General features: G+C 67.5%; 10 protein-coding genes. 7 read left to right on the plus strand and 3 right to left on the minus strand.

The genetic code is table 11. The features are described 5' to 3' along the window. Nucleotides 1-4: 4 nt before the first annotated feature. Entirely contained in the window at nt 5-1,681 is a 1,677-nt protein-coding gene (locus V9K97_RS08190) for an alpha-glucosidase (RefSeq protein WP_337317446.1), read from the minus strand. A gap of 141 nt (nt 1,682-1,822) precedes the next feature. Here V9K97_RS08190 and V9K97_RS08195 point away from each other — a divergent pair, with 141 nt between their 5' ends. Genes V9K97_RS08195 through V9K97_RS08205 form a run of 3 tightly spaced genes read left to right on the plus strand, consistent with a single transcriptional unit; the run spans nt 1,823 to nt 4,460 of the window. Beyond that, nucleotides 1,823-3,298, plus strand: coding sequence for an NAD(P)/FAD-dependent oxidoreductase (locus V9K97_RS08195; RefSeq protein WP_337317448.1), 1,476 nt, complete (start codon nt 1,823-1,825; stop codon nt 3,296-3,298). Between the two features lie 41 nt (nt 3,299-3,339). After that, nucleotides 3,340-3,864 carry a CMD domain-containing protein gene (locus tag V9K97_RS08200; protein WP_337317449.1) on the plus strand — a complete coding sequence of 175 codons (525 nt, stop codon included), beginning with the start codon at nt 3,340-3,342 and terminating at the stop codon, nt 3,862-3,864. After that, complete coding sequence (locus V9K97_RS08205) at nt 3,861-4,460, plus strand: peroxidase-related enzyme (RefSeq protein WP_337317451.1); 600 nt, start codon at nt 3,861-3,863, stop codon at nt 4,458-4,460. Before V9K97_RS08200 ends, V9K97_RS08205 begins: the two co-directional genes overlap by 4 nt. Here V9K97_RS08205 and V9K97_RS08210 read toward each other — a convergent pair. Together V9K97_RS08210 and V9K97_RS08215 are read right to left on the minus strand one after the other, a co-directional pair. Further along, nucleotides 4,455-5,534 carry an NAD/NADP octopine/nopaline dehydrogenase family protein gene (locus tag V9K97_RS08210; RefSeq protein WP_337317453.1) on the minus strand — a complete coding sequence of 360 codons (1,080 nt, stop codon included), beginning with the start codon at nt 5,532-5,534 and terminating at the stop codon, nt 4,455-4,457. The genes V9K97_RS08205 and V9K97_RS08210 overlap by 6 nt on opposite strands. Beyond that, on the minus strand, nt 5,527-6,504 hold the full coding sequence (locus V9K97_RS08215; RefSeq protein ID WP_337317455.1) for a Bug family tripartite tricarboxylate transporter substrate binding protein: 978 nt from the start codon (nt 6,502-6,504) through the stop codon (nt 5,527-5,529). The genes V9K97_RS08210 and V9K97_RS08215 overlap by 8 nt, the downstream gene beginning before the upstream one ends. A 203-nt stretch (nt 6,505-6,707) precedes the next feature. Between V9K97_RS08215 and leuS the strand changes: the two genes are divergently transcribed. The 4 genes from leuS (at nt 6,708) to V9K97_RS08235 (ending at nt 12,328) form a co-directional block, all read left to right on the plus strand. After that, complete coding sequence (gene leuS / locus V9K97_RS08220) at nt 6,708-9,338, plus strand: leucine--tRNA ligase (RefSeq protein WP_337317457.1); 2,631 nt, start codon at nt 6,708-6,710, stop codon at nt 9,336-9,338. Nucleotides 9,339-9,352: 14 nt separating this feature from the next. Next, the gene (locus V9K97_RS08225; RefSeq protein WP_337310335.1) at nt 9,353-9,874 is read left to right on the plus strand and encodes an LPS-assembly lipoprotein LptE; all 522 of its coding nucleotides are present in this window, start codon (nt 9,353-9,355) and stop codon (nt 9,872-9,874) included. A gap of 27 nt (nt 9,875-9,901) precedes the next feature. Beyond that, entirely contained in the window at nt 9,902-10,969 is a 1,068-nt protein-coding gene (gene holA / locus V9K97_RS08230; RefSeq protein WP_337317459.1) for a DNA polymerase III subunit delta, read from the plus strand. Nucleotides 10,970-11,035: 66 nt separating this feature from the next. After that, the gene (locus V9K97_RS08235; RefSeq protein WP_337317460.1) at nt 11,036-12,328 is read left to right on the plus strand and encodes a glutamate-5-semialdehyde dehydrogenase; all 1,293 of its coding nucleotides are present in this window, start codon (nt 11,036-11,038) and stop codon (nt 12,326-12,328) included. Nucleotides 12,329-12,331: the final 3 nt, after the last annotated feature.

A 12,331-nucleotide genomic window follows, 5' to 3' on the forward strand; every position in this document is an offset into this window, starting at 1 on the left:
TTCTTCACATTTGCTCTTCGCTGGCGGGGCGGCCGAAAAAGACACCATAGGGTGGCAGCGTCAGCATGCTGCTGTCGCCGCGTGCTTGCACGCGGGCCCCGGCCTGCGGCGAATGCGGATGCCCCGGCAACGGCACGAGCGCCTCGCGCAGCGCGACCGAAACGGATTCGTCTCCCAGGTTGAAGAGCGCCTGCAGCGACTGATTGCCCTCGCGCCGCTCGAACCACAGCACCGGCTCGGGCGCATCGAAGAAAGCGATGCTGCCCGTGCGCAGCAGCGGCTGCGTGCGGCGCCAGTGCAGCAGCGCGCGGCTGAATGCGAGCATCGAATCGGGATCGGTCGATTGGCGATCGACCGCCAGCGGCAGGTGGCGGCCATGGACCGGCAGCCAGGGCCCGCCGGTGGTGAACCCGGCATGAAGCTCGTCGGCCTTCCAGGGCATGGGCGTGCGGCAGCCGTCGCGGCCCTTGAACTCGGGCCAGAACGCGCGGCCGTAGGGGTCTTGCAGCAATTCGAACGGCACCTCGGCCTCGGGCAGGCCGAGTTCCTCGCCCTGGTAGATGCTGGCGCTGCCGCGCAGGGTGAGCAGCAGCGTGAGCCAGAGCCGGTCGCGCCGGGTGTCTTCGGGTTTGCCGTTGCTCCAGCGCGTGGCCACGCGGGGCACGTCGTGGTTGGAGACAGCCCAGCAGCCCCAACCACCCGTGGGTGCGAGTGCCTGGTCGAGCGTTTCGACCTGGTGGCGCAGGTGCTGCACGCTGTGGTCGGCCGTCAGCAGGCTGAAGCTGTAGGCCAGGTGCAGGCGCCGGCCGAGTTCGGTGTACTGCGCCATCACGGGCGGCGCGTTCTCGTCGCCCACCTCGCCGAGCGCGACGGCGCCGTAGCCATCGAGCAGCTTGCGCAGGTTCTCGAGAAAGAGCAGGTTCTCCATCTGGCTCTTGTCGTAGAGGTGCTGCTGCATCGCATAGGGGTTGTCCGCGCGCACGGTGCTCACCTCGTCCAGCGCGGCCGTGCTGGCCGGCGGGTTGTCGCGCAGCTGCGCATCGTGAAACTGGTGGTTGCAGGCATCGAAGCGGAAGCCGTCCACGCCGCGCTCGCACCAGAAGCGCACTTCGCCGAGCAAGGCCTCCTGCACCTCGGCGCAGTGAAAGTTGAGATCCGGCTGCTCCTTCAGAAAGCTGTGCAGGTAGTACTGCCGGCGGCGCGAGTCCCACTGCCAGGCCGAGCCGCCGAACACCGAGAGCCAGTTGGTCGGCGGCGTGCCGTCGGGCCGTGGGTCGGCCCACACGTACCAGTCGGCCTTGGGGTTATCGCGGCTCGAGCGGCTTTCGGCAAACCAGGCGTGCTGGTCGGACGTATGCGAAAGCACCTGATCGATGATGATCTTCAGGCCCAGCGAATGCGCGCGGGCCAGCATCTCGTCGAAATCGGACAGGGTGCCGAAGATCGGGTCGACGTCGCGGTAGTCGGACACGTCGTAGCCGAAGTCCTTCATCGGCGAGCGGAAGAAGGGCGACACCCAGATCGCATCGACCCCCAAGCCGGCCACGTGCTCGAGCCTGGAGGTGATGCCAGGCAGGTCGCCAATGCCATCGCCGTTGCTGTCCATGAAGCTGCGCGGATAGATCTGGTAGATCACCGCGCCGCGCCACCATTCGCTGTTGCTGCTTTGATTGCTGCGCATGCTGCCCCTGTGGTCTGAAAATCATTGTGGCATGCGAGATCCGGGCCCGGTCCATGCATGGGTCTCTCCGGTCGCGCCTGAAAAGCTTTCTACACTGGGCAGGGGTTTCATGTGAACCCCGCTCCCGTTCCCGCTCGCAAGATGACAACCGACTCCGTTCCCCTCGTACTTTCTTCTTCGCCGGAAGGCCTTGCCGCGCTCGAGCGGCGGCTTGCAAAGGATCTTGAATGCCTGGGCTGGCCTGCGCGCGCCTGGATGCCCGTTCGCGAGCACGCGGGTGAGCCGGTGCTCGACGTGGCCATCATCGGCGGCGGGCAGGCCGGGCTGGCGGCCGCCGCAGCCCTTGCGCAGCAGGGCATCCGCGCCGTGGTGTTCGACCGGTCGCCCGCAGGCAACGAAGGCCCGTGGGCCACCACCGCGCGCATGGAAACCCTGCGCTCGCCCAAGGAGCTGACCGGGCCCGCGCTCGGCCTGCCCGCGCTGACCTTCCGTGCGTGGTTCGAGGCGCAGTTCGGCGCCGAAGCCTGGGCGGCGCTGGACAAGATCCCGCGCCTGCAGTGGATGGACTACCTGGTCTGGTACCGCCGGGTGATGAACGTCGATGTGCGCAACGAAACCGCGGTCACAGGGATCAAGCCGTTGCCCAATGCGCCGCTGGTGCGGCTGGAACTGCGCACGCCCACCGGAGCGCAGCGCGTGCTGGCGCGCCGCGTGGTGCTTGCCACGGGGCGCGACGGGCTCGGCGGCCCGGCAGTTCCCGCTTTCGTCAACGCACTGCCGCGCTCGCAATGGGCGCATTCGTCCGACGCCATGGACTACGGCAAGCTGGCCGGCCTGCGCGTGGGCGTGATCGGCGCGGGCTCTTCGGCCATGGACAGCGCGGCCACCGCGCTGGAATGCGGCGCGTACAGCGTGGAGCTGCTGATCCGACGGCCCGACCTGCCGCGCGTCAACAAAGGCAAGGGCGCCGGCGTGCCGGGCCTGACGCAGGGGCACTACGACCTGCCCGATGAGCTCAAGTGGCGCATCCGCCACTACATCAACGTGGCGAACGTGCCGCCGCCGCACGGCAGCACGCTGCGCGTGTCGCGGTTTCCGAACGCATTCTTCAACTTCGGCTGCCCGGTTCTTTCGATCGAGCCGCAGGGCGCGTCGATGCGGGTGGCAACGCCGAAGGGCGATTTCGTGTTCGACTTTCTCATTGTCTCGACCGGCTTCAAGGTCGACTGGGGCAATCGGCCGGAGTTCGACGCCATCGCGCCGCATGTGCGCACATGGGGTGACCGCTTCGTGCCCGCGCCCCGCAACGAAGACCAGGAGTTGGCCGATTCGCCCGATCTCGGCCCGGTGTTCGAATTCCAGGAGCGCGCGAGGGGCGAGTGCCCGGGGCTCGACCGCATCCATTGCTTTTGCTACCCGGCGGCCTTGTCGCACGGCACGGTGTCGGGCGACATCCCCGCAATCAGCGACGGCGCCAGGCGGCTTGCGAGCGGCATGGCCAGCCTGTTCTATCGTGAAGATTTCGAGCACCACTTTGCCAACATCGAGGCCTACAGCGAGCCCGAGCTGTTCGGCGACGAGTGGGTGCCCGCGCCGCCACCGGCCGAACGCGGCTGAACCTGCAGACCCATTCAACGGATTGAATTGAACTGAAACGCATGACAACAACCTCCTACGACGCATCCACACCGCTCGACGTGGTCGACGCCTCGGTGCCGCTGGCACCAACCCAGCCCACCCGCATGCTGCGGCTGCAGCGCGACAAGGTCGTGGCGGCCACGCAGGGCAGCTACGACGCCATGTTCTCGCCCACGGTCGAAGGCCTTTCGGTGGCCGAGCGGCTGCTGGTGGCGCTGCACGCCTGCAGCGTGTCGAAAGCCGCGACGCTTGCCGCGCACTACCGCGAGCGCTTGCTGGCCGAGGGCGCGGACCGCGAGCTGGTTGCCGCCGTAGGGAGCGGCGCAGCGGTGGCGGATGCGCGCCTGCGCACGGTGCTGGCGTTCACCGCCAGCCTGATCGAGCGCCCCATCGAAGGCGACAAGGCCTCGGTCGAGGCGCTGGCCCAGGCGGGCCTTTCGACCCCTGCGATCGTCGCGCTGGGCCAGCTGATCGCCTTCTTGTCCTACCAGATACGCATGGTCGCGGGCCTGCAGGCGCTCGCAGCTTTGGAGGTGTCGCAATGACCACTCCGATTCGCATCAAAGGTTTTACCAACGAGGTGCTGAGCTGGAAGCCCTGGCTCGACCCGGTCGATGCAGCCGCCGCCACGCCGGCCCAACTGGCCGCGCTCGACGAGATGAGCCCGCAGGCGCGCACCTCGCCTTACTTTCTGATGCTGGCGCATCAGCCCGAAATGCTGCTGCAGCGCTCCATTGCCTTCAACGCGATCATGTTTGCGCCGGGCGGCATGCCGCGGGCCGAGCGCGAGCTGGGTGCCACGGTGGAATCGCGTGTCAACGGCTGCGTGTATTGCGCCTCGGTGCATGCGCAGCGCTTCGAGCAGCTGGCCAAGCGCAACGACGTGATTTCGCAGGTGTTCGAGGAGCCTGCTGGGGCGGGCACCACGGCGCGCGAAAAAGCCATCGTCGAATTTTCGATACGCCTGGGCGCCGAGCCCGACAAGGTATCGGCCGAGGACGTCCGGGCGCTGAAAGAGGTGGGACTGACCGAACTCGAGATCCTCGACCTGATCCACTCGGTGGCGCTTTTTGCCTGGGCCAACCGGCTGATGCTCAACCTGGGCGAGCCGGTCTTTCCCGAGGCAACGGCAACTTCATAGGCGGGCGAGCAGCCCGGCCACGGTTTCGCCGGCCAGCTTGAGCGGCGCCAGCAGGTCATTCTGCTGCCGATATTCGGTGCCGCTCACCAGCGAGGCGGCGTCCACGATGGTGCGCGTCGCCGGCGTGGGCACGCCGGCAATCTGCCCCAGCGCCTCGATGAAAGCCAGCCCGTAGGGCATGTCCTCGGTCACGAAGCGGGTGTCGGTGCGCACGGGCCCCGGCGGGCCGCCGCGCTTGGCATGCAGCTCGGCCGCAATGTCTTCGAGCCGTGCCGATTCCGTGCCGAAAGATCGCGCGAAGTGTTCCTCGATGGGGCCGAGCTCGATACCGAAGGCCTTGGCCACCGCTCGCCGTTCCAGGTCCAGCGCCTCGATTGCGCGGGCCACGCCGGGGGTCATGCAGTGGTACTGCGGCCAGTTTTCCGCGCGCTCGATGCGGCTCCAGTTGAAGACGGCCAGCGGGCCGTGGGACTGTGGGTTGACGTTCGCAAGCGCACTGGCGAGCGTGTTTTTCTGCGGGAAGAAGCCGTCGCCGAACAGGGCGGTGCACAGCGCAACGGCCTCCTCGAGGTTGGCACTCGGCAGGGCGGACACGCCGACCGCCTTGCGCCGGGTCATCACCCTGACCTGCGTGCCCGACTCGCGGCGCGCGGTCAGCACCGTGGTGCCGAAGCTCGCAACGGTGATCCGCAGGCCCGCGCGAAGGGCGCTTTCGTACAGATAGAGCGAAGACAGCGAGGCCATCGAGCTGACGATCACCGTCTGCCCGTCGCGCAGGAAGGGCAGCAGCGCATCCATCACGCGCTTGTGCCCATTCACCGGCAGTGCGATCAGCAGCAGGTCCGATGCAAGGCAAAGCTGGGCCGCATCGTCCGCCACTTCGACCGAGACGCTGCACGGCTGCACGCCGCTGGCTTCGAGCGGTTGCGTGCGCAAGGCCTCGGCGCCCTGGCCGCTCGGCGACCAGAGCATGGCGTCGTGCCCCACCTGCCGCAGCCACGCCGCGCTGGCGAGCGCAATCGCGCCGGCGCCGGCAATGCCGACCCGGTAGCGCTTTCCCGCAAGCTCAGTCAATCTTGATTCCGCCCTGCTTGATCACCTTCGCCCAGCGCTGGCTGTCTTCCGAAATGACCTTGCCCAGTGCCGCGCCGCCGCCGCAGGTGTTCACCGCGCCCAGTTGCGCGAAACGCTGTTTCGTTTCGGGCAGGTTGCATACCTCGACCAGCGCTGCGGAAAGCTTTTCGAGGCTGGCCGCGGGCATGCGCGCGGGGGCCATCACGCCGACCCAGACCGGCACCTCCATGCCGGCAAGGCCTGCTGCCTCGGCCACCGTCGGAGGCGTGCCGAGGCTGGGCAGCGCCGCGCGCGAGAAGGTGCCGAGCACGCGGGCCTTGCCGCTCGCGACCATCGGCTCGATGGAAGCGGCGCTGGTCACGATCAGCGCCACCTGGCCGCCCAGCAGGTCGGTGAGCGCCGGCGCCGCGCCGCGGTACGGCACATGCAGCAGGTTCACGCCGCCCGCCTGTGCGAGCAGGGCGCCCGTGAGGTGCGACACCGTGCCGTTGCCGGTCGATGCGTAGGTGACCTGGCCGGGCTTGGCCTTGGCATCGCGCAGCACGTCGGCCACGGTCTTGTAGGGGCTTTCGGTGCGCACGGCCAAGGTCATCGGCGTATCTCCGACCAGCGCCACGGGCGCGAGGTCGTGCACCGGGTCGTACGGCAGCTTGGCCTGCAGGTGGGGCGCGATGGTGATGGCGCCGCCGGTGGCCAGCAGCACGGTGGCGCCGTCGGTCGACTTGGCCACCGCATCGGCCGCCAGGATGCCGCCCGCGCCCGCCTTGTTCTCGACGATGACGCTGCCGCCCAGCTTTTCGGTGAGCTTGGCGCCCAGGTAGCGGGCAATCACATCCTGCGCGCCGCCGGGGGCGAAGGGCACGACGATGCGCAGCGGCTTGTCGTTGTTGGCCGGCTGCGCCCACAGCGGCGTGGCAGTGGCAAGGCAGGCCGCAAGCCCCAGTGCCAGGTGTTTCCAAAGCAGTTTCATGGCTTTTTCCGATCCGCGTCAGGTGGCAGGAAGTCCCGCATTTTTCGTGAAACACCGCGGAACCGGCTTTGCCGGGCCGCTGGTGTTGCCCCGGTAGGGGGTTGGCGAAGCGACACGAAGTACGCGAAGACTGGGGGCGAGTCTAGTCGGCGCGATAATCCGCCTTCCCCGGCCGCTCCGAGCCGGGCTCCTGCCGTACCGTCATGAACCCCAGCTACAAACCCAGCGACGTCGAGTCCGCTGCCCAGGCGCAATGGAGCGCCGCCGATGCCTACCGCGTCACCGAGGACGCGAGCCGCAAAAAGTATTACGCCTGCTCGATGCTGCCGTACCCCAGCGGCAAGCTGCACATGGGCCATGTGCGCAACTACACCATCAACGACATGCTCACGCGCTACCTGCGCATGAGCGGCTACAACGTGCTCATGCCCATGGGCTGGGACGCCTTCGGCCTGCCGGCCGAGAACGCGGCGCTGAAGAACGGCGTGCCGCCGGCCAAGTGGACGTACGAGAACATCGACTACATGCGCGGCCAGCTCCAGGCCATGGGCTTGGCCATCGACTGGAGCCGCGAGATCGCCACCTGCGACCCGAGCTACTACAAGTGGAACCAGTGGCTGTTCCTGAAGATGCTCGAAAAGGGCATTGCCTACCGCAAGACCCAGGTCGTCAACTGGGACCCGGTCGACCAGACCGTGCTGGCCAACGAGCAGGTGATCGACGGCAAGGGCTGGCGCACCGGCGCCACGGTCGAGCGCCGCGAGATCCCGGGCTACTACCTGAAGATCAGCGACTACGCCGAAGAGCTGCTCGAGCACACCCAGCACAAGCTGCCGGGCTGGCCCGAACGGGTCAAGCTGATGCAGGAGAACTGGATCGGCAAGAGCGAGGGCGTGCGCTTCGCCTTCACGCACGACATCAAGGACGCGAGCGGCCAGTTGATCCAGGACGGCCGCATGTACGTGTTCACCACGCGCGCCGACACCATCATGGGCGTGACCTTCTGCGCCGTGGCGCCGGAGCATCCGCTGGCCGCACACGCCGCCACGCTCGACCCCAAGGTCGCGGCCTTCATCGAGGAATGCAAGGCCGGCGGCACCACCGAGGCCGAGCTCGCCACGCAGGAGAAGAAGGGCGTGCCCACGGGCCTGACCGTGACGCACCCGATCACCGACGAGCAGGTGCCGGTGTGGGTGGGCAACTACGTGCTCATCAACTACGGCGACGGCGCCGTGATGGGCGTGCCCGCGCACGACGAGCGCGACTTCGCCTTTGCCAACAAGTACGGCATCGAGATCATCCAGGTGGTGCTGGTCGACGACGAGCCGCACTTCGACTATCACAAGTGGCAGGATTGGTACGGCGACAAGCAGCGCGGCGTGACCATCAACTCCGACAACTTCAGCGGCATGACCCACAAGGAGGCCGTGGCCGCCGTGGCGCACGCGCTCGCCCAGAAGGGCCTGGGCGAAATGCAGACCACCTGGCGCCTGCGCGACTGGGGCGTGAGCCGCCAGCGCTACTGGGGCACGCCGATCCCGATCATCCATTGCGAAGAGCACGGCGCGGTGCCGGTCCCCGAGAAGGACCTGCCCGTGGTGCTGCCGACCGACTGCGTGCCCGACGGCTCGGGCAACCCGCTGGCCAAGCACGAAGGCTTTCACGCCGGCGTGGTCTGCCCCGTGTGCGGCAAGGCCGCGCGGCGCGAGACCGACACGATGGACACCTTCGTCGACAGCTCGTGGTACTTCATGCGCTACTGCGACCCGAAGAACGACGAGGCGATGGTGGCCGGGGGTGCCGACTACTGGATGCCGATGGACCAGTACATCGGTGGCATCGAGCACGCGATTCTTCACCTGCTGTATGCGCGCTTCTGGACCAAGGTGATGCGCGACCTGGGCCTGGTGAAAGTCGACGAGCCCTTCAGCAAGCTGCTCACGCAGGGCATGGTGCTGAATCACATCTTCTACAACCGGGGCGAGAGGGGCGAGAAGAATTACTTCCCTCCGGCTGAGGTCACTCCAGTTGTCGATGCGCAGGGTCGCATCATTGGCGGCACTCTGGCTGACGGCACGAAGCTGGAATACGGCGGTGTCGGCAAGATGGGCAAAACCGAGCGCAACGGCGTCGACCCGCAGGACCTCATCGAGAAGTACGGTGCCGACACCGCGCGCCTGTACACCATGTTCACCGCGCCGCCGGAAGCCACGCTCGAGTGGAACGATGCAGCCGTCGAAGGCAGCTACCGGTTCCTGCGCCGGGTGTGGAACTTCGGCGTGGCGCAGGCCGGCGTGCAACCGGTAGCCGTTGGCGGCCAGTCTTTCGGCAAGAACGCCCAGGCGCTGCGCCGCGAGGTGCACACCGTGCTGCGCCAGGTCGACTACGACTACCAGCGCATGCAATACAACACGGTGGTGTCGGGCGCGATGAAGCTGCTCAACGCGCTCGAAGGCTTCAAGCCCGACGGCAGCCCCGCCGATGCAGCCGCGCTGCGCGAAGGCTTCGGCATCCTGCTGCGTTGCTTGTATCCCGCCACGCCGCACATCGCGTTCCAGCTCTGGCAGCAGCTCGGCTACGACAAGGAACTGGGCGGCCTGCTCGACGCACCCTGGCCCGTGGTGGACGTGAGTGCGCTCGAGCAGGACGAGATCGAGCTCATGCTCCAGGTCAACGGCAAGCTGCGCGGCGCGCTGCGCGTGCCGGCCGGCGCTTCCAAGGCCGAGATCGAGCAGCTCGCGCTCTCGTGCGACGACTTCGTCAAGTTCGCGGAAGGCGCACCGGCCAAGCGCGTCATCGTGGTGCCCGGCCGCCTGGTCAACGTGGTCATTTGAGTAACGACACAAGCATGAACAATCGAATTGCCTCGCTGCCGCGCCGCAGCTTTCTACTGGGCCTGTCCGCCGCGGGCGCAAGCCTTGCGCTGGCCGGCTGCGGGTTCGAGCTGCGCAAGGCGCCCGTGTTCGCGTTCAAGACGCTGGCCGTGTCGGGCAATTCGGAGCTCATCAACCGGCTGCGCCGAGAAATGCGCGCCGCCGGCACCGTGACGCTGGTGCCGCCCACCGAGGCGCAGACCGCCGACGCAATCCTCGAGATTCTTGGCGAGAACCGGGACCGCATCGTGATCTCGACCAACTCGGCCGGCGCGCTTCGCGAGCTGCAACTGCAGCTGCGCGTGCGCTTCTCGCTGCGCACGCCCGGCGGCAAGACGCTGCTGCCGCCCACCGAGGTGTCGCAGACGCGCGACCTGAGCTTCAACGAAACCAATGCGCTCGCCAAAGACGGCGAAGCCGAGCTACTGTACCGCGACATGCAGGCCGACATCGCGCAGCAGCTGATGCGCCGCCTGGCTGCGGTCAAGGAACTCTAGGCGCAAGCCTGCGCCTGCCGCGATCCGATGCAACTTGCCAGCGCCCAGCTCGGGCCCCACCTGCAAAAGGGGCTGAAGTCCCTCTACACGATCCACGGCGACGAGCCGTTGCTCGCGCAAGAGGCCGCGGATGCCATTCGCGCCGCGGCGCGCACGCAGGGCTACACCGAGCGCAGCTCGTACACCGTGGCCGGCGCGCACTTCGACTGGAGCGCGGTGCTTGCGGCGGGCGGTTCGCTCTCGCTGTTCGCGGACAAGCAGATCGTCGAGATCCGCATTCCCTCGGGCAAGCCAGGCAAGGACGGCAGCACGGCGCTGCAGCAGCTGGCCGAAGCGGCGCAGGGCAACGACAGCACGCTCACGCTGGTGATGCTGCCGCGGCTCGACAAGGCCACGCGCACCGGCGCCTGGTTTTCGGCGCTCGAGAACAACGGTGTCAGCATCCAGGTCGACCCCATCGAGCGCGCCGCGCTGCCGCAGTGGATCGCGCAGCGCCTGGGGGTGCAGGGCCAGCGCGTGATGCCGGGCGACGAAGGCCAGCGCACGCTGCAGTTCTTTGCCGACCGCGTCGAGGGCAACCTGCTCGCGGCACATCAGGAAATCCAGAAGCTCGCCTTGCTGCATTCGGCGGGCGAACTGAGCTGGGAGCAGGTCGAGGCCGCGGTCAACAACGTGGCGCGCTACGACGTGTTCAAGCTGTCGGAAGCCGTGCTGGCCGGCAATCCGCAGCGCGTGGCACGCATGCTCGACGGGCTGCAGGCCGAAGGCGAGGCCGAGGTGCTGGTGCACTACACGATTGCCGAGGACATCCGCGCGTTGAAACGCGTGAAGGACGCCATGGCCTCGGGCCGGCCGCTGCCCATGGCGCTGCGCGAAAACCGCATCTGGGGCCCGCGCGAGCGCGCTTTCGAGCGCGTGCTGCCAAGGCTCGACGACCGCATGCTGGCCCGGCTGCTGCGCGCCGCGCATGTGGTGGACGGCATCTGCAAGGGGCTCAAGCAGCCCGATTGGCCCGCCAGCGGCTGGCAGGCGCTGCAGCGTCTGGCACTGATGCTGTGCCGCGCCTGCAGCAGCGGCCCGGCTCCCTCTCGCTGAGGGAGAAAGGACAACACTCAAGGGGTGCAAAGCCCGAGGTTGATCCAAATGCAGGAAAATGCCGACATGAACGCGTTCAACGTCAGCGAGCACATGCAGGCCCTCGGCCTGCAAGCCAAATCCGCCGCATTCCTCATGGCCCGTGCGGATGCAGCTACCAAAAACAGAGCATTGAAAGCCCTGGCCAAGCGCCTGCGCGAAGCCGGCCCCGGCCTTTCCGAGGCCAACCAGAAGGACCTGGAGCGCGCCACGGCCGCGGGCCTGTCGGCGCCGATGGTCGACCGCCTCAAGCTCACGCCCAAGGTCATCGAGACCGTGGCACAGGGCTGCGAGCAGCTCGCGGGCATGGCGGACGTGATCGGCGAGATCATCGGCATGAAGCAGCAGCCCAGCGGCATCCGCGTGGGCCAGATGCGCGTGCCGATCGGCGTGTTCGGCATGATCTACGAGAGCCGCCCCAACGTGACCATCGAGGCCGCGAGCCTCGCCATCAAGAGCGGCAACGCGGCCATCCTGCGCGGCGGCTCGGAGGCCATCGAATCGAACAAGGCGCTGGCGTTGCTGGTGTCCGAGGCGCTGGCCGAGGCCGGGCTGCCGGTCGAAGCGGTGCAACTGGTGCAGACCACCGACCGCGAGGCCGTGGGCCAGCTCATCGCCATGCCCGAGTTCGTGGACGTGATCATTCCGCGCGGCGGCAAGGGCCTGATCGAGCGCATCAGCCGCGACGCCAAGGTGCCGGTCATCAAGCACCTGGACGGCAACTGCCATGTCTACGTGGACGACACGGCAGAGTTTGAAATGGCGCTGCGCATCGTCGACAACGCCAAGACCCAGAAATACAGCCCCTGCAACGCGGCCGAGGGCCTGCTGGTGTCGGCGGCGGTGGCCGAAGATTTCCTGCCCCGCATCGGTGCCATCTTTGCGGCCAAGGGCGTGGAAATGCGCTGCGACCCGGTTGCGGCCCGCATCCTGCGCGCGGACGATGCCGTCAACTCAAGCGGAAAAATCGTCGATGCGGTCGAGTCCGACTGGTCCGAGGAATACCTTGCCGCGGTGATCAGCATCAAGGTGGTCGAGGGCGTGGACGAGGCCATTGCGCACATCAACCGCTACTCGAGCCACCACACCGACGCCATCGTCACGCGCGACCATGTGCATGCACAGCGCTTTTTGCGAGAGGTCGATTCGGCGAGCGTCATGGTCAATGCGAGTACACGCTTCGCAGACGGTTTCGAGTTTGGCCTGGGGGCCGAAATCGGCATCAGCACCGACAAGTTCCATGCACGCGGGCCGGTCGGCATCGAAGGGCTGACCTCGCTCAAGTATGTGGTGCTTGGGCAGGGCGAAGTCCGGAGTTGATGC

This window comes from Variovorax sp. CCNWLW186, assembly GCF_037203865.1.
GTDB lineage: Bacteria > Pseudomonadota > Gammaproteobacteria > Burkholderiales > Burkholderiaceae_C > Variovorax.